This window comes from Mesorhizobium sp. HAY1-8B (assembly GCF_056868045.1).
The window spans coordinates 4,555,554-4,573,463 of sequence record NZ_CP200321.1; the positions used below are offsets into that span (position 1 = coordinate 4,555,554).

The following is a 17,910-nucleotide window of genomic DNA, read 5'->3' on the forward strand; positions in this document are numbered from 1 at the left end:
GTCATGCTCCGCTCCTGTGTCCGTTGCGACATTGCCGTCGCGAAGCGCAAATCGCGAATGCCTGCGGCGTCTCGCAGGCCGCCTTGGGGCGGCGAGGCCATCGAAAGACGGCCGGCTTCGCTGACTGCCCAAGACTGCTCCTGTGAGCCGGCCGCGTCAACCATCAATAGCCGGTTACGGAAAAATGTGATCGCCGGGAGGTTACGTGCCAGTCAGTTTTCTGAAAACAGCCGTGCCAGTTTTTGCACAGCTTTGTCAGGAGCGTGTTCAGCCTTTGTTCTTTCCGCTTGCCCGTTCGCGCGAAAGGCGGTTAAACGACTTCTGTCGGGAGTTGTGGGCGTCTCTCGACGTGGCGGCAAAAAGACCTACATAGGGGATGGCCGGGAAGAACCAGCCAATCCCACGAATTCCAGATCTGAGGCGGCGACCGGCTATGGCCGACCATAAATTCCTTTCCATTCGCGGGGCGCGCGAACACAATCTGAAGAACATCGATCTCGACCTGCCGCGTGACAGCCTGATCGTCATGACCGGCCTGTCCGGCTCCGGCAAGTCGTCGCTCGCCTTCGACACCATCTATGCCGAAGGCCAGCGCCGCTATGTCGAGAGCCTGTCGGCCTATGCCAGGCAATTCCTCGAAATGATGCAGAAGCCTGACGTCGACCAGATCGACGGCCTGTCGCCTGCCATCTCCATCGAGCAGAAAACCACCTCGAAGAACCCGCGCTCGACGGTCGGCACCGTCACCGAGATCTACGACTACATGCGCCTGTTGTTTGCCCGTGTCGGCGTGCCCTACTCGCCGGCCACCGGCCTGCCGATCGAGAGCCAGACGGTCAGCCAGATGGTCGACCGGGTGCTGGCGCTCGAGGAAGGCACGCGCCTGTTCCTGCTGGCGCCGATCGTGCGCGGCCGCAAGGGCGAATACCGCAAGGAATTGCTGGAATTGCAGAAGAAGGGGTTTCAGCGCGTGAAGGTCGACGGCGTCTTCTACGAGATCGCGGATGTTCCGGCGCTCGACAAGAAGTACAAGCACGACATCGACGTCGTCGTTGACCGCATCGTCGTGCGCGGTGATCTTGCCACGCGTCTTGCCGACTCCATCGAAACAGCGCTGAAGCTCGCCGAGGGGCTGGCGGTGGCGGAGTTTGCCGACAAGCCGCTCGATTCCAGCCAGACCGGGGAGGATTCGGTCAACAAGTCCAAGAACGAGACGCATGAGCGCATCCTGTTTTCGGAAAAGTTTGCTTGCCCGGTATCCGGTTTCACCATTCCCGAGATCGAGCCGCGGCTGTTCTCGTTCAACAATCCGTTCGGGGCCTGCCCGACCTGCGACGGTCTCGGCAGCCAGCGCGCCATCGACCCCAATCTCGTTGTGCCGGACGAAAACGTGTCGCTGCGCGACGGCGCCGTCAGCCCGTGGGCGAAGTCGACCTCGCCCTATTACGTGCAAACGCTCGAGGCATTGGGCAAGGCTTACAATTTCAAGCTCGGCGACAAGTTCAAGGATCTGAGCACCGAGGCCCAGGACGCGATTCTACGCGGCACCGGCGAGCGGGAAGTCACCTTCCAGTATGATGACGGGCTGCGCTCCTACAAGACGACCAAGACCTTCGAAGGCGTCATCCCCAATCTCGAGCGGCGCTGGAAAGAGACCGAATCCGCCTGGATGCGCGAGGAGATCGAGCGCTTCATGTCGGCAACGCCCTGCCCCGCCTGCAAGGGCTACCGGCTGAAGCCCGAGTCGCTGGCCGTGAAGATCGCCGGCAAGCATATCGGCGAAGTCACCGAGCTTTCGATCCGCAAGGCCGACCAGTGGTTCACCGACCTCCCCGCCCAACTCAACGACAAGCAGAACGAGATCGCGGTGCGCGTACTCAAGGAAATCCGAGAACGCCTGCGGTTCCTCAACGATGTCGGGCTCGACTATCTGACGCTGTCGCGCAATTCCGGCACGCTGTCGGGGGGCGAGAGCCAGCGCATCCGGCTGGCCTCGCAGATCGGTTCCGGCCTGACCGGCGTGCTCTATGTGCTGGACGAGCCGTCGATCGGCCTGCACCAGCGCGACAATGCGCGCCTGCTCGATACGCTGAAGCATCTGCGCGACATCGGCAACACGGTGATCGTCGTCGAACACGATGAGGACGCCATCCTGCATGCCGACTATGTCGTTGACATGGGACCGGCGGCCGGCATCCATGGCGGCGAGATCATCGCCCAGGGCACGCCGCAGCAGGTGATGGCCAACCCCAACTCGATCACCGGCAAGTATCTGTCGGGCGCGCTTGAAGTCGCCACTCCTGGTGTTCGGCGTGAGGCGAAAAAAAACCGGCGCCTGAAGGTCGTCGGCGCCCGCGGCAACAATCTGAAGAACGTCACCGCCGAAATCCCGCTCGGCACCTTCACCGCCGTCACCGGCGTGTCGGGCGGCGGCAAGTCGACCTTCCTGATCGAGACGCTGTTCAAGGCGGCCTCGCGCCGCATCATGGGTTCGCGCGAGCATCCGGCCGAGCATGACCGCATCGAGGGGCTCGAATTCCTCGACAAGGTCATCGACATCGACCAGTCACCGATCGGGCGGACACCGCGTTCGAACCCGGCCACCTATACCGGCGCCTTCACGCCGATCCGCGACTGGTTCGCGGGCCTGCCGGAAGCCAAGGCGCGCGGCTATCAGCCGGGGCGTTTCTCCTTCAACGTCAAGGGCGGCCGCTGCGAGGCCTGCCAGGGCGACGGCGTCATCAAGATCGAAATGCACTTCCTGCCCGACGTCTACGTCACCTGCGACGTCTGCCACGGCAAGCGCTACAACCGCGAGACGCTCGATGTCCTGTTCAAGGGCAAGTCGATCGCCGACGTGCTCGACATGACGGTCGAGGAAGGCGTCGACTTCTTCGCCGCCGTACCCGGCGTGCGCGACAAGCTCGACACGCTGAAGCAGGTCGGCCTCGGCTACATCCATATCGGCCAGCAGGCGACGACGCTGTCGGGCGGCGAGGCGCAGCGCATCAAGCTCGCCAAGGAACTGTCGCGCAAGGCGACCGGCAAGACGCTCTACATCCTCGACGAGCCGACCACCGGCCTGCATTTCCATGATGTCGCCAAGCTGTTGGAAGTGCTGCATGAACTGGTCGACCAGGGCAACACGGTGGTGGTCATCGAGCACAATCTCGAGGTGATCAAGACCGCGGACTGGGTGCTAGACCTCGGCCCCGAAGGCGGCGATGGCGGCGGCGAACTGGTTGCCCAGGGCACGCCGGAAGCGATCGTGCGCGAAAAGCGCAGCTACACCGGCCAGTTCCTCAAGGAATTGCTGGAGCGGCGCCCCGGAGGCAAACGCGAAGCGGCTGAGTGATGGCTGAGGATGGTCTGATCACGGCCCAGAGCCGTTTTGGCGTGACCGAAACCATCGATCGCCTTGCTGAGCTGGTCAAGCGCGCGGGCCTGCTCGTCTTCGCACGCATCGATCATGCCGCCGGCGCGCGCGATGTCGGCGCCTCGCTGCGGCCGACCGAGTTGCTGGTTTTCGGCAACCCCAGAGGCGGCACACCCCTCATGCAGGACAGGCAACTTGCCGGCATCGACCTGCCAGTGAAGGCGCTGGCCTGGGAGGATGAGGACGGTAAGATCTGGCTGTCCTACAATGATCCGAACTGGATCGCCGAGCGCCATGGCCTGGGCGAAGCCAGCCGCGCCGCGGTCGCGGCGATGGCTGCCGGCATGAAGAAGGCGATCGCCGCTGCCGCTGGAATGGATCAATCATGAGGCTTGCCCACTCCGAAGATCTCGCCGCGATCGTCGCGCTGACGGAAGCAGCCTACGCTCCCTACAACGCCATACTCGACGCACCGCCGATCCCGGTGACCGAGGACTATGCGCCGCGCATCGCCAACGGCGAGGTCTGGCTGCTGGAGAGCGGCGATGGGCTTGCCGGAGTGCTCACACTGGAGCGGCACGAGGATCACGCGATGATCTTCTCCGTCGCGGTGTCGCCCACCTTCCAGGGCAAGGGTTTCGGCATAAAGCTGCTCAATCACGCGGATCAACAGACGCGCTTATGGGGCCTGCCGGAGATACGGCTCTACACCAATGCGAAAATGGAACGGAACATCGCGCTCTATCTCGCTTACGGCTATCGCGAAACGGGTCGCCGGCCCAATCCTTACCGGCCAGGATGGGTGCTGGTCGACATGGCAAAACCGGTCGACGAAACCACGACGGTCTGATTTTTCTGAATTTGGCCAGACTTCTGCATTCGGGAGGACGACAATGAGCAAATCGGGAACAATCCGCTCCGGCATGGGCGGCTGGACCTTCGAGCCTTGGGACACGTCCTTTTATCCGGACAAGCTTCCGAAGGCCAAGCAGTTGCAATACGCCAGCCGGCAGGTGCCGAGCATCGAGGTCAACGGCACCTATTATTCCAGTTTCAAGGAACCGACCTTCGTCAAATGGGCCAGCGAGGCACCGGACGGCTTTGTCTATTCGCTGAAAGGCAACCGCTTCGTCACCAACCGGCGTGTGCTGGGCGAAGCCGGTAAATCGATGATGCGCTTCCTCGGTTCCGGCGTTGCCGCTCTAGGCGACAAGCTCGGTCCGATCCTGTGGCAGTTCGCGCCGACCAAGAAATTCGATCCGGACGATTTCGAAGCCTTCTTGAAACTGCTGCCGGAAAAGCAGGATGGTGTCGCGCTTCGCCACGCACTCGAAGTGCGCAATGACAGTTTCATCGTGCCGGAATTTGCCGCGCTCGCGCGCAAATACAAGGCTGCGATCGTCTATGCCGACCATGCCAAATATCCTGATATCGCCGATGTGACCGGCGATTTCATTTACGCCCGGCTGCAGACCGGCTCAGACGACAATCCCGACTGCTATACGCCGAAGGGGCTCGATGAATGGGCGGCACGTGCAAGGATCTGGGCGGAAGGAAAGCAGCCGGCCGACCTGCGGCGTGTCGACCCCGCCACCGACGCTCCGGTGCAGCCGCGCGACGTGTTCGTCTACTTCATCACCGAGGGCAAGGTGCGCGCGCCCTTCGGGGCGATGGCGCTGATGAAACGGTTGGCGGACTGACGAGCAACAGGCCACATGCCATAAGCGCCACCTATGCGTTTTGCCCTTGGCAAAGCGCCTTTTGATGGCATCTTCGCCGCCATCGTAACCTTATCGACACTTCCTTGCTGCATGAATGCGGCGACGCCAAGCCGCAGAACTGGAACCGCCGCCGGCAAGGAAAGAGGGGCATGTCGCTCGACTACACTTCGCTTCTGCTGGCTGTCGGATTCTCCGCGGCCTGCCTGAGTTTGACATTGTTCGGCATGTGGCTAACCGCCCGTTCGGAGCGTTTTCTGCTGACATGGGCAATAAGCCTCGTGTTCGTGGTCGGCGATATCTTCTTCTATGACGCCTATATCGACATGCCCGGGCGGCTGCTCGGCATCGCCGCGCTGGGTTTCCTGCTGATCGGCTTTTCAACCATGCTGGGCGCTGCCTATCAGTTCAGAACGGGCGATTCACCGGTCAGGCGAACGCTGTTGGGTTGTATTTCGCTGGTGGTGACGCTGCCCCCCATGGCGCTGGGCTATGACGGCCTGGGCTTCATATTCGAGAACTCGTTCGCGGCCTTGCTTCTGTTCGCCACCGCATTCGAATATTGGAGGTGCCGGAACGAGGCCCCTGCCCTGACGATCGGCATCACCGCGCTCTATTCGGCCACCGCCACGTCTTTCGCGCTCTGCGCCATGGTTCTTGCCTGGGATGGAAAACTGGTCCTGGGACACGCACCAAGCAACTGGGCGGAGGAACTGAGCCTCATCGTGGTCATCGCCAGCATGACGGGTATTGGCGCCCTGTCGCTTGCGCTCAATCAGGGTCGTCTGGCGAGGCACCACCGCCGCGATGCCCTGACCGATCCCTTGACCGGGCTGCTCAACCGGCGCGCCCTGTTCGACATGCACGGCAGTGTCCCGGTCGGTGCCTTTACCGCTGTGGTCGTCTTCGACCTCGACAACTTCAAGGCCATCAACGACGAATACGGCCACGCGGCGGGTGACCAGGTGTTGAAAGTGTTCGCCGGGGAACTCGCCGGCAATCTTCGCCAGGCCGACGTCGCGGCGCGCATGGGCGGCGAGGAATTCGCGCTGGTGTTGAAGCGCACTCTGCCGGAGACGGTTGAAGAAGCCGCGGAGCGCATCCGGACCGCTTTCGCGACGCGCTTGATTGAGACCGAAAACGGTTCCCTGAACTGCACGGTCAGTGCCGGCTTTGCATTCGGCAGCAAAGAAGGCCTCAGCTTCGACAAGGTGCTCAGCGCCGCCGACAAGGCGCTCTATGACGCCAAGCGTGGCGGCCGCAACCGCGTCACTGCCTCCCCGTTCCGACGCGCGAGCTGACCGCGCTTACCGCCGCTTTCCGATGCGGCCAAGATGGGTGTGGTCAAAGCCCTCCGGAAATTTCAGGCCATAGCCCAGCATGCGGTCAAATCCCGCATGGGCAATCCAGAGCCACCCGAGACCAGCAAGAAGCGGAGCCGGCGCGACGAGGCCAATTGCAAGCACAGCCGCGCCGAAGCCGTAGATGTGGACCGCGTTGTAAATGAACGCGCCCGTCCTGGCCCCCAGAAGATAGCCAAGGAAGCTGAGGTCTGGGGCGAAAAACGCCAGCAGCGCTCCCCACCACGGTATCGACCCGTTGCCGTGCCAGAAGAGCAGGAGGCCTGTTCCGAACAAGATACCCCCCTCGAAGCGCTGCCATAGGACGGTCTCGGCCATCATCTGCTCCTCAATGAGTTTGCTCGTTCGACGATCTCGCGGCTAAGAAGGGGCCTCTTCATGCGTCCCCCCGGATCGCGGCCACGACGCCGGCCAGATTGTTCATGCCCCAGTGTTCGGCGTAGCGGCCGTCGCGAACGCGCACGATATCGATGACATCGATGGCGATCGGCGCATTCGTGGGACCGGCTCCCAGCAATCGCCCCGTGAGAATACCGGTGACAGACTTGCGCGTCGTCACCATGTCGCCCTCTGCGATCTGGTCCTCGATCCTGAAGCAATCGCGATCCGCACGGGCGCGTTGGATTGCAGTCCGGCTGGAGAACATTCTGGACGAGGACGACCGCGAGACGCTGGCAGCAGCGATCGTGCTGCTGGAACGCAGAGCATCGCCCGGGCCGGATTGATGGCCGTGGATATCAGCCAGGTCGGAAAGGAAACGAGCCGGCTATGGACAAGAGTTCTCGACCAGACACCGGGCCTTTTACGATGGGATAGCGAGGCGGCCCCGGCCAATCTATGCCGCCATGACGATCTCATTGAAGGCATCGAGGTCGACGTAGAAGACCTTGGTGATCTCCTCGATCAGGTCGTCGTATTCGCAGCCCTGTGACCTCAGGATGTTGATGGCGGCGATGATGTCGACGCGTTCGGTAAGCCGCCGCTTCTGGTAGTCCTCGATGTAACGTTCCATGGCTGTCCCTTAGCCTGCTGTGTGCCCAAACGCGTTTGAACGACAGAGATCGCAGGAGGGAAGCTAGGAAGCCTTGCTTGCGTGGAACTTGCCCGGCCTTCGCCGCGCCCTGGATCTGCGATAACCAGACTGATACGGAAGCGGCCAACTCACAAAGCCAAGAAAAAGACTAGCATGCAGTCCCTGATGCACCAGAGACGCGAATGGCCGGATGAAAGAAATATTGGACTTGCCAAGGAATTCGAACCAGAAGCTGAAGTTCAGTGCCGATTCTAGACCGTGAGAAATTTGCGGACATCAGCCCGGTCCAAATCTTCTGCCGGGCCGGTGTGGACGATCTGGCCACGATCCATGATGTTGACCTCGTCAGCGAGTTCGCGACAGAAGTCGAGATACTGTTCGACCAGCAGCACCGCGATGCCGGCCTGGTCGCGCAGATAGTGTATGGCGCGGCCGATATCCTTGATGATCGACGGCTGGATCCCTTCCGTCGGCTCATCCAGCACCAGAAGCTTCGGCCGCATCACCAGCGCCCTGCCGATGGCGAGTTGCTGCTGCTGGCCGCCGGAAAGATCGCCGCCACGGCGGCCAAGCATCTGCTTCAGCACCGGAAACAGCTCGAAGACATGCGCCGGCACGTTGCGGTCGGCACGCTTCAATGGCGCAAAGCCGGATTCCAGGTTTTCGCGCACCGTGAGCAGGGGAAAGATCTCCCTGCCCTGCGGTACGAATGCGATGCCCGACCGGGCGCGGTCATACGCCGCGCTCCGGTCGAGCGCCTTCCCCTCGAAGGCAACGCTTCCGCTCGTCAGCCTGTGATGGCCAACGATCGATCTCATCAAACTGGTCTTGCCGACGCCATTGCGGCCGAGCACGCAGGTGATCTTGCCGGCGCCCGCCTTCAGCGAAACACCACGCAACGCCTGGGCGGCGCCGTAGTGGAGCGTGGCGTTTGAAACCTCGAGCATGTCTCAGCGCCTTTTCCAGAACCGGAGAAAGGCCAGATCGAAGCGATGGAATTGGACCCGCCAGATCATGCTCACCTCCCCAGATAGACTTCGACGACACGCTCGTCGGCCGAGACAAAATCGAGTGTGCCTTCCGAGAGCACGGAGCCCTCATGCAGGCAGGTCACCTTGACGCCGAGTTCGCGCACGAAATGCATGTCGTGCTCGACGACAATGACCGAATGGTCGCGCGCAATGTCCTTGAGCAGCCGCGCGGTCTCCTCGGTCTCGGCATCGGTCATCCCGGCCACCGGTTCGTCGACCAGAAGCAGCTTCGGATCCTGCGCAAGCAGCATGCCGATCTCCAGCCACTGCTTCTGGCCGTGACTGAGGTTGGCCGCCAGTTCGTTACGTTTGTCGCCCAGCCGTATGATGCCAAGAATATCATCGATCTGGCGTGCCTCGGCGGCGGAGCGGCGGTGGAACAGCGCCGGGAAGATCGAGCGCGGCCCCTTCAGCGCCAGCATCAGATTTTCCTCGATCGTGTGGCTCTCGAAGACCGTCGGCTTCTGGAATTTGCGGCCGATGCCCATCATGGCGATCTCGGCCTCGTCATGCCTTGTGAGATCCACCTGGCCGTCGAAGAACACTTCGCCTTCGTCGGGCCGCGTCTTGCCTGTCACGATGTCCATCATCGTCGTCTTGCCGGCGCCGTTGGGGCCGATAATGGCGCGCATCTCGCCCTTGTCGAGCACAAGAGACAGGTTGTTGATGGCGCGAAAACCGTCGAAGGAGACCGAGACGCCGTCGAGATAAAGGATGGTGTTCGACTTCGACATCGCTTACTCCGCCGGCTGCGGTTCGTGGCTGGACGACGACCAGTCGCCGGGCTTTGTCGCCGCGCTGCGAACGATCTTCGCCGGCGCCGGGTCGCCATCGGTGCCGGCCTCTTCGGCCAGCGATGCCGCCCGCAAGGCCCTGGCGTTGCCGCGCCAGGAATCCCACATGCCGATGATACCCTTCGGCAAGAGCAGCGTGACGGCGACGAACAGCCCGCCCAGCGCAAACAGCCAGAGTTCCGGCAGCACGCCGGTGAACCAGGATTTGCCGGCATTGACCAGCAGCGCACCGATGATCGGCCCGACAATGGTGCCACGCCCGCCGACGGCCGCCCAGATCACCACCTCGATCGAATTGGACGGCTCGAATTCGCCGGGATTGATGATGCCGACCTGCGGCACGTAGAGCGCGCCGGCAATGCCGGCCATGACGGCCGAGACGGTGAAGGCAAACAGTTTCACGTTCTCTGCCCGCCAGCCGAGGAAGCGCGTGCGGCTCTCGGCGTCGCGCACCGCCATCAGGAGCTTGCCGTATTTGGAACCGACGATTGCCCAGGTGACGAACACGGCGAGCGCCAGCATCGCCGCGCTGACGGCGAAAAGAGCCGAACGGGTCGCATCGGCCTGCACGTTGAAGCCCAGAATATCCTTGAAATCGGTCAGCCCGTTATTGCCGCCGAAACCCATGTCGTTGCGGAAGAAGGCCAGCAGCAGCGCATAGGTCATCGCCTGGGTGATGATCGAGAGATAGACGCCGGTGACGCGGCTGCGGAAAGCGAACCAGCCGAAGACGAAGGCAAGCAGGCCGGGCACGGCAAGCACCATGAGCGCGGCGAACCAGAAATGGTCGAAGCCATACCAGAACCAGGGCAATTCCTTGTAGTTCAGGAACACCATGAAATCCGGCAGGATCGGGTTGCCATAGACGCCGCGCGAGCCGATCTGGCGCATCAGATACATGCCCATCGCATAGCCGCCGAGCGCGAAGAAGGCGCCGTGGCCAAGCGAGAGGATGCCGCAATAGCCCCAGACCAGATCCAGCGAGAGCGCCAGCAGCGCATAGCAGAGATACTTGCCGGTCAGCGCCACGATATAGGACGGGATGTAGAACGCGCCTGCCGGAGAAACAGCCAGGTTGAGCAGCGGCACGATGATGGCCGCCGCCAACAGGACGAAAATGGTGATGGCGATGCGGCGGTCCGCGCCGGCGGCGAAGAAGCGTCCCGTGATCATGCTTCCACCGCCCTGCCCTTGAGCGCGAACAGGCCGCGCGGCCGCTTCTGGATGAACAGGATGATCAGCACCAGCACGACGATCTTGCCGAGCACCGCGCCGGCATAGGGCTCGAGGAACTTGTTGACGATGCCGAGTGAGAAGGCGCCGACCAGCGTGCCCCATAGATTGCCGACGCCCCCAAAGACGACGACCATGAAGCTGTCGATGATGTAGCCGCGGCCGAGATTGGGCGAGACATTGTCGATCTGGCTGAGCGCGACGCCGGCGATGCCGGCAATGCCGGACCCCAGCGCGAAGGTCAGCGCGTCGACCCATGGCGTTCTGATGCCCATCGAGGCGGCCATGCGGCGGTTGGCGGTGACGGCCCGCATCTGGAGGCCCCAGGGCGTGCGCTTCATCACGTAGAGCAACACGCCGAAGACGGTGAGCGCGAAAACGAGGATCCACAGACGGTTCCAGGTGATGGCCAACTGGCCGACATCGAACGAACCCGACATCCAGGAGGGATTGCCGACCTCCTGGTTGGTCGGCCCGAAGATCGAGCGCACCGCCTGCTGCAGGATCAGCGACACCCCCCATGTCGCCAGCAGCGTCTCCAGCGGCCGGCCATAGAGGAAGCGGATGACGCCGCGTTCTATGGCGAGACCAACCAGTGCGGCGACCAGAAAGGCAAGCGGCAATGCGATCACCAGCGACCAGTCGAACAGGCCGGGAAAGGATGTGCGGATCACCTGCTGGACGACGAAGGTGGTGTAGGCACCCAGCATGACCATCTCGCCATGCGCCATGTTGATGACGCCCATCACGCCGAAAGTGATGGCGAGCCCGATCGCGGCAAGCAGCAATACCGAACCCAGCGAGATACCGTACCAGATGTTCTGTCCGGCATCCCACAGGGCCAATGTCGAATTGATGTCCGCGATTGCGGCTGTCGCGGCTTCCTTCACGGCGCCCGAGGCGTTGGCCTCGACCGACGTGAGCAAGGAAACCGCATCGCGATCGCCACGCGCGCCGATCAGTGCGATCGCCGCAAGCTTGTCGGCATCCGGACGGTCGGAGACAAGAACCGAAGCGGCGCGGGCCTGTTCGAGCAGAGCCTTGACGCTGACAATAGTCTCCTTGGCGATCGCCGCGTCGAGTGGCTCTATATTGGCGGAGTCGGGTGTCTTGAACATGGTGGCGGCGGCGGCGATGCGGACGGTCGGATCCTTGGCGCCAAGCGTCAGCGTGCCCAGCGCATCGCGAATGACGCGGCGCAGCGTGTTGTTGACCTTGATCTTGGTGATGCCGTCCTTGGCCGCCTCGCCGGATGCTTCGCCGCTCAGCGGGTCGGAAAGCTGGACGCTTTCGCCGGCTTCCTTGCCGATGAACACCAGGGAATCGGCCTTGCGGATATAAAGATTGCCGTCGGCGAGTGCGGAAAGCGACCCTTCAACGGCCGGGTCACCGGTGGCCGCCAGTTCGTGAACGACAGTTCCGATCTCCGAAAAACCCTTGGCCGTCGCGAATTTGGCAATGATGCCACGCAGTTCGGCTTCCCCTGCTCCCGATGACGACAGCGTCGCCAGCAGGAACAACAGCGTCAGCCCAATCATGCGGAACAGGTTCATCGCTTCAGGTGACTTCCGAAAGGTTGATTTCGCGCCGGGCGGACTGGAGGAGAAAGCCCGCCCGGCGCGCTTGCGGTCATGGGCCTGGACCTGACGGTCCAGGCCGGGGAGGATCAGTTCGTTCCCTTGCCGCCGCACTTGCCCGTGGCAACGTTGAAGTTGCCGCAGGACAGGGGCGCGCGCCAATCGGAGATCAGGTTCTTGGAGTCCGGCAGGTAATCGGACCATTCGTCACCCATGACCAGGCCAGGCGTCCGCGAAACCGTCTCGAACTGGCCGTCGGCCTGGATCTCGCCGATCAGCACCGGCTTGGTGATGTGGTGGTTCGGCATCATGGTCGAATAGCCGCCGGTCAGGTTCGGCACCGAAACACCGATCATGGCGTCGATGACCTTGTCCGGATCGGTGGTACCGGCCTTCTCGACCGCCTTCACCCACATGTTGAAGCCGATATAGTGGGCTTCCATCGGGTCGTTGGTGGTGCGCTTGTCGTTCTTGATGAACTTGTGCCAGTCGGCGATGAACTTCTTGTTTTCGGGCGTGTCGACGCTCTCGAAATAGTTCCAGGCGGCGAGATGGCCGACCAGCGGCGCGGTGTCGAGACCGGCCAGTTCTTCCTCGCCCACCGAGAAGGCCATGACCGGGATGTCCTCGGCCTTGATGCCCTGGTTGCCGAGTTCCTTGTAGAACGGCACGTTGGCGTCACCATTGACGGTCGAGACGACGGCGGTCTTCTTGCCGGCCGAGCCGAACTTCTTGATCGCCGAGACTTCGGTCTGCCAGTCGGAGAAACCGAATGGCGTGTAGTTGACCATGATGTCTTCGGCCGCGACGCCCTTCGACTTCAGGTAGGCTTCGAGGATCTTGTTGGTGGTGCGCGGATAGACGTAGTCGGTGCCTTCCAGCACCCAGCGCTTCACTGAGCCGCCATCCTCGCTCATCAGGTAGTCGACCGCCGGAATGGCCTGCTGGTTCGGCGCGGCACCGGTATAGAACACGTTACGCTCGCTCTCCTCGCCCTCATACTGGACGGGATAGAACAGGATGTTGTCGAGTTCGGAGAACACCGGCAGCACCGATTTGCGCGACACCGAGGTCCAGCAGCCGAACACCGCCGCGACCTTGTCCTTCGAAATCAGCTCGCGTGCCTTCTCGGCGAACAGCGGCCAGTTGGACGCCGGATCGACGACAACGGCTTCAAGCTTCTTGCCGAGCAGGCCGCCCTTGGCGTTCTGCTCGTCGATGAGCATCAGCATGGCATCCTTCAGCGTCGTCTCCGAAATCGCCATGGTCCCCGACAGCGAATGGAGAATGCCGACCTTGATCGTGTCGTCCGCCGCCTTGGCGGGAGCCGACATCAACAGACCAGCGGCGACCACGCTTGCCGAGAACATTTTTGTTATTGTCGAGAAATTACCCCTCATACGGAAGACTCCCAAGCTGGTTGATTGCACCGCACCAATACAATGCAACCCCCATGCCAACCGCTGCCTGGACGCCAAAAAACGGCAAATAGACGAATATTATCAGATCGTTATTATATTAGGCGGAACAAACAAAGGAGAGCCGGTTAAAAATTGGTTGAGGGAAATTTGCGCAACGCACAAGGCATCTGCCTAATTTTCGCTCAATTCGACCAAATGCCTAGATTTTGATCGCAGCATACCGCGCGTGGACGACAAATGTTGCGATACAGCGCAAAAATGGGGCAAGCTCGCGTCTCAACCGAGCGACGCCATGGCATCCCTGATTTCACGCATTTCTATCGGCATAGTGCTTCTGTCCACGGCAACCGGGGCCGCAAGGGCCGATTTCAGCGACGGCAAGATGCCTGATGGCACCTATCACTGCGAAGTCTACCTGCTCGGCATGTTCCTCAACCTCGGCGACATCACCATCAAGGGCAATGTCTACACTGGTCCGGTCACCTTCGGGGCCGCCCAGCAGGGGTACAACTACCAGATGGATGCAAACGGCGTGATCTCCTGGCTGGGACCGCTCGGTGGCTATACGGCTGGCGGCAACTCGCTGTCGCTGACCCAGGCAACGCTGGACGGCCAGAGCCCGCCCTCCTTCGACATCATCATGAAGCAGCCCGATGGTGCCTTCACGGCATCGACCTGCACCAAGGCAGACAATCCGTAGGCCTCGCCTTGGCGGGCGCGGCCTGCAGGCTCCCCGCCCTCTCATGTCATCTGGATGTTGCCGAAGCTGGATAGGCAGCGGTGCGCCGTCACCCATCCACATCGAGAGGCAGACACATGGCCAACTTCCCGTTTTCATCCTCCCCTGTCATTCGCGAAATCATCGCCGAGCGCGTCTCGCGCCGTACGCTCCTAAAAGGCGGCCTCGCTTCCGGCGCGCTGATCGCCGGCGGCAGCTTTGTCGGCTCGTTGTTCGCCGGCGAAACGCATGCCGCCGCGCTTTCCACGCTGGGCTTTCCCGAACTGAAGCGGGTCTATGACAAGACCCATGCCGCCGCCGAAGGCTATGAAACAACAATCGTCGCACGCTGGGGCGATCCGCTCGTCGCCGGTCTCCCGGATTTCGACGGCAACACGGTCGCGGCCGCCGAACAGGAAAAGCGTTTCGGCTACAATTGCGATTACATCGCCTTCCTGCCGTTGCCCAAGGGCTCGGTGAACTCCGATCACGGCCTGCTTTGCGTCAACAACGAATACATCTCGCCCAATGTCATGTTTCCCGGCATGACCGAGGATGACGCCGGCAAGACGATGAGCAAGGAGCAGGTCGATCTCGGCCTTGCGGCGATGGGCCACTCGATCGTCGAGGTCATGTTCAAGGACGGCAAGTGGCAAACCGTCGAGGACAGTCCGCTCAATCGCCGCATCACGGCCAACACCGAGATGACCGTTTCCGGGCCGGCAGCCGGCCACGCGCTGCTCAGGACGTCCGCCGACGCGACCGGCACGAAGGTGCTCGGCACCAGCTACAATTGCAGCGGCGGCTTTACCCCCTGGGGCACCGTGCTGACTTGCGAGGAAGGCGTCTCCGACCTGTTCGGCGGCGATCCGAAGAAGGCACCGACCGCTGACATTCTCGACCGCTATGGCTTTGATGGCTCCGACATCTACGGCCGTGGCCGTTTCCATGACCGTTTCAACATCGACAAGGAGCCGAACGAGCCGAACCGCTTCGACTGGGTGGTCGAGATCGACCCTTATGATCCCCAATCGAAGCCGGTGAAGCGCACGGCCCTTGGCCGCATGTCGCATGAGGCCTCCACGGTCGTCCTCAACAAGGACGGCCGCATCGTCGTCTACATGGGCGACGACGACTATTTCGAATACATGTACCGCTACGTCTCGAACAAGGCTTACGACAAGGCGAACCCGGCTTCCGGCAACGGCCTTCTGGACGATGGCGTGCTCTCGGTCGCCCGTTACGACGCCGATGGCTCGCTGACATGGCTGCCGCTGGTTCATGGTCAGGGCAAGCTCACCGCCGAGAACGGCTTCGCCGACCAGGCCGAGGTGCTGTTGAAGACACGGCTGGCGGCGGACGCGCTCGGCGCGACCCCGATGGACCGGCCGGAGGACATCGAGACCAATCCGGTCACCGGCCGCGTCTACGCCGTCATGACCAAGAACAAGAAGCGAGACGAATCCAAGGTCAATCCGGCCAACACGCGGCCCGAAAACCTCTGGGGTCATATCGTCGAACTGATCCCGCCCGGGGGCCGCGGCGCCGAGGCCGACCATACCGCCGACAAATACGCCTGGGACCTGTTCGTGCTCTGCGGCAATCCAAAGGACACCAAGGTCGGCGCAACCTTCCATCCCGAGACGTCGGACAATGGCTGGTTCGTCTGCCCTGACAACATCACCTTCGACCCGGCCGGCCGGCTCTGGGTGGCGACCGACGGCGCCAATGATTTCGGCCTGCCGGACGGCGTCTATGGCGTCGACACGGAAGGCGCGGCGCGCGGCTTGCCGAAGCTCTTGTTCACCTGCCCGCATGGCGCGGAAGCGACTGGCCCTTGCTTCACGCCGGATGGCACGACGCTGTTCCTTTCGGTGCAGCACCCCTCCGAGGATGCCGTAACGCTCGACAAGGCGCAGTCCCTGTGGCCAGATTTCCGGGACGGCCAGCCCCCGAGGCCATCGGTGGTCGCCATCCGTCGCAAGGACGGCCAGCCGGTCGGGGCATAAGGTTCCAGCACACAAAAAAAGGCGCGGAACCCGGTCAGGTTCCGCGCCAGCAGGCAGTCGGGAGGTTAGATGGTCTTGGCCGACATCTGGGCGGCGATGTAGTCGGCCTGGCGGATCGCCAGCGACACGATGGTCAAGGTCGGGTTTTCCGCGGCACCCGTCGTGAACTGGCTGCCGTCCGACACGAACAGGTTCTTGATGTCGTGCGTCTGGCCATGCTTGTTGACGACGCCATCGGCCGCCTTCTCGCTCATCCGGTTGGTGCCGAGATTGTGGGTCGAGGGATAGGGCGGCGTCGGGAAGGTGCGCGTTGCGCCGACCGCCGCGTAGAGCGCCGAGGCCTGCTTGTAGGCGTGGTCGCGCATCGCCGTGTCATTGGGATGGTCATCGAAATGCACGTCGGCGATCGGCATGCCATGTTCGTCTTTTTCGTCGGCATGCAGCGTGATGCGGTTTTCCTCGCGCGGCATGTCTTCGCCGACAATCCACAGGCCAGCCATGTGGTCATAGTGGTCGAGCGCCGTGGTGAAGGAGCGCCCCCAGCCGCCTGGGTTCAGGAACGCCGCCATGAACGGCAGGCCGAGGGAGAGCGTCTCGAACTCATAGCCGCCGACGAAGCCACGTGACGGATCATGCCGCGCCTCGTCGCGGATGATGCCGGCCATAGTGGTGCCGCGATACATATGCACCGGCTTGTCGAAGATCGCGTAGACCGAGCCCGTGGTGTGGCGCATGTAGTTCTTGCCCACCTGCCCTGAGGAGTTGGCCAGGCCATGCGGGAATTTGCTCGATTCGGAATTGAGCAGCAGGCGCGGGCTTTCGATCGAGTTGCCGGCCACCGCGACGATGCGAGCCTTCTGCTCCTGCAGCTTGCCGTCCTTGTCGGCATAGACGACACCGGTCACCTTTCCCGACGCATCATGGTTGATCTTGATCACCATGGCGTTCGGTCGGACTTCAAGATGGCCTGTCGCCTCGCCCTTGGGGATTTCGGTGTAGAGCGTCGACCATTTGGCGCCCCATTTGCAGCCCTGGAAGCAGAAGCCGGTCCGCTGGCAGGAGTTGCGGTCGTCGCGTTCGACGGAGTTGATCGCCATGTTGCCCGTATGGCATTCCTTGTAGCCGAGCTTGTCGGCGCCCGCCTTGAGAACCTTGAAGTTGTTGTTACCCGGCAGGCGCGGCCAGTCATTGGTGCCTGTGACGCCCATCTTGGCTTCCGCCTTGGCGTAGTACGGCTCCATTTCGGCCAGCGTCACCGGCCAATCGAGGAGGTTCGCACCCTTCACCTTGCCGTAGGTGGTCGCCGTCTTGAACTCGTGCTCCTGGAAGCGAAGCGAGGCCCCGGCCCAGTGCGTCGTCGAGCCGCCGACCGATTTGACGATCCAGGCCGGCAGGTTGGGAAAATCCTTCGCCACGCGCCAGTCACCCGATGTGGTGCGCTTGTCCTTCCAGGCGAGTTGGGCGAACGAATCCCATTCGTCGTTGATGAAGTCCTCATACTCGTGACGGGCGCCCGCCTCGAGGATGACGACATCTATGCCCTTCTGGGCCAGTTCGTTGCCGAGCGTGCCGCCGCCGGCGCCCGAGCCGATGATGACGACCACGCCGTCGTTCTTGAGATCAAATTGTGCTGCCATGG

General features: G+C 62.3%; 17 protein-coding genes. 8 read left to right on the forward strand and 9 right to left on the reverse strand.

What is annotated here, in order from left to right; genetic code table 11:
- Positions 1-433: 433 nt before the first annotated feature.
- The 5 genes from uvrA (at position 434) to AC1VON_RS21850 (ending at position 6,395) form a co-directional block, all read left to right on the forward strand.
- Positions 434-3,355, forward strand: coding sequence for an excinuclease ABC subunit UvrA (gene uvrA / locus AC1VON_RS21830; RefSeq protein ID WP_483124810.1), 2,922 nt, complete (start codon positions 434-436; stop codon positions 3,353-3,355).
- A complete protein-coding gene (locus AC1VON_RS21835; protein ID WP_483124811.1) occupies positions 3,355-3,765 on the forward strand; it encodes a DUF302 domain-containing protein in 411 nt (136 codons plus the stop codon). Before uvrA ends, AC1VON_RS21835 begins: the two co-directional genes overlap by 1 nt.
- Positions 3,762-4,226, forward strand: coding sequence for a GNAT family N-acetyltransferase (locus AC1VON_RS21840; RefSeq protein ID WP_172350381.1), 465 nt, complete (start codon positions 3,762-3,764; stop codon positions 4,224-4,226). The genes AC1VON_RS21835 and AC1VON_RS21840 overlap by 4 nt, the downstream gene beginning before the upstream one ends.
- 43 nt (positions 4,227-4,269) lie before the next feature.
- Complete coding sequence (locus AC1VON_RS21845; protein WP_483124812.1) at positions 4,270-5,076, forward strand: DUF72 domain-containing protein; 807 nt, start codon at positions 4,270-4,272, stop codon at positions 5,074-5,076.
- A 170-nt stretch (positions 5,077-5,246) separates the two neighbouring features.
- Complete coding sequence (locus AC1VON_RS21850; RefSeq protein ID WP_483124813.1) at positions 5,247-6,395, forward strand: GGDEF domain-containing protein; 1,149 nt, start codon at positions 5,247-5,249, stop codon at positions 6,393-6,395.
- A gap of 6 nt (positions 6,396-6,401) precedes the next feature.
- Here the strand turns inward: AC1VON_RS21850 and AC1VON_RS21855 are convergent, their stop codons facing one another.
- On the reverse strand, positions 6,402-6,773 hold the full coding sequence (locus tag AC1VON_RS21855) for a DUF4260 domain-containing protein (protein ID WP_483124814.1): 372 nt from the start codon (positions 6,771-6,773) through the stop codon (positions 6,402-6,404).
- A gap of 58 nt (positions 6,774-6,831) precedes the next feature.
- Complete coding sequence (locus tag AC1VON_RS21860) at positions 6,832-7,017, reverse strand: ester cyclase (RefSeq protein ID WP_483124815.1); 186 nt, start codon at positions 7,015-7,017, stop codon at positions 6,832-6,834.
- Between AC1VON_RS21860 and AC1VON_RS21865 the strand changes: the two genes are divergently transcribed.
- The gene (locus AC1VON_RS21865) at positions 7,001-7,180 is read left to right on the forward strand and encodes a hypothetical protein (RefSeq protein ID WP_483124816.1); all 180 of its coding nucleotides are present in this window, start codon (positions 7,001-7,003) and stop codon (positions 7,178-7,180) included. The genes AC1VON_RS21860 and AC1VON_RS21865 overlap by 17 nt on opposite strands.
- Positions 7,181-7,290: 110 nt before the next feature.
- On the opposite strand, the gene AC1VON_RS21870 is transcribed toward AC1VON_RS21865, so the two are convergent.
- The 6 genes from AC1VON_RS21870 to urtA all read right to left on the reverse strand — a co-directional run bounded on the left by AC1VON_RS21870 (position 7,291) and on the right by urtA (position 13,523).
- Complete coding sequence (locus AC1VON_RS21870; protein WP_172350376.1) at positions 7,291-7,467, reverse strand: hypothetical protein; 177 nt, start codon at positions 7,465-7,467, stop codon at positions 7,291-7,293.
- 272 nt (positions 7,468-7,739) lie between these two features.
- Positions 7,740-8,435 (reverse strand): urea ABC transporter ATP-binding subunit UrtE, encoded by a 696-nt coding sequence (gene urtE / locus AC1VON_RS21875; RefSeq protein ID WP_172350375.1) that lies wholly within the window; start codon positions 8,433-8,435, stop codon positions 7,740-7,742.
- A 71-nt stretch (positions 8,436-8,506) separates the two neighbouring features.
- Positions 8,507-9,253, reverse strand: a complete 747-nt coding sequence (gene urtD, locus AC1VON_RS21880; protein WP_056576773.1) for an urea ABC transporter ATP-binding protein UrtD — start codon at positions 9,251-9,253, stop codon at positions 8,507-8,509.
- Between the two features lie 3 nt (positions 9,254-9,256).
- Entirely contained in the window at positions 9,257-10,486 is a 1,230-nt protein-coding gene (gene urtC, locus AC1VON_RS21885; protein ID WP_483124817.1) for an urea ABC transporter permease subunit UrtC, read from the reverse strand.
- The gene (gene urtB, locus AC1VON_RS21890; RefSeq protein WP_483124818.1) at positions 10,483-12,099 is read right to left on the reverse strand and encodes an urea ABC transporter permease subunit UrtB; all 1,617 of its coding nucleotides are present in this window, start codon (positions 12,097-12,099) and stop codon (positions 10,483-10,485) included. Before urtB ends, urtC begins: the two co-directional genes overlap by 4 nt.
- Positions 12,100-12,212: 113 nt before the next feature.
- Entirely contained in the window at positions 12,213-13,523 is a 1,311-nt protein-coding gene (gene urtA / locus AC1VON_RS21895; RefSeq protein ID WP_140773394.1) for an urea ABC transporter substrate-binding protein, read from the reverse strand.
- A gap of 313 nt (positions 13,524-13,836) precedes the next feature.
- Between urtA and AC1VON_RS21900 the strand changes: the two genes are divergently transcribed.
- Positions 13,837-14,244 (forward strand): hypothetical protein, encoded by a 408-nt coding sequence (locus AC1VON_RS21900; RefSeq protein WP_172350372.1) that lies wholly within the window; start codon positions 13,837-13,839, stop codon positions 14,242-14,244.
- Positions 14,245-14,360: 116 nt separating this feature from the next.
- A complete protein-coding gene (locus AC1VON_RS21905; protein ID WP_483124819.1) occupies positions 14,361-16,271 on the forward strand; it encodes a PhoX family protein in 1,911 nt (636 codons plus the stop codon).
- Between the two features lie 65 nt (positions 16,272-16,336).
- On the opposite strand, the gene AC1VON_RS21910 is transcribed toward AC1VON_RS21905, so the two are convergent.
- Positions 16,337-17,908, reverse strand: coding sequence for a GMC family oxidoreductase (locus AC1VON_RS21910; RefSeq protein WP_483124820.1), 1,572 nt, complete (start codon positions 17,906-17,908; stop codon positions 16,337-16,339).
- Positions 17,909-17,910: the final 2 nt, after the last annotated feature.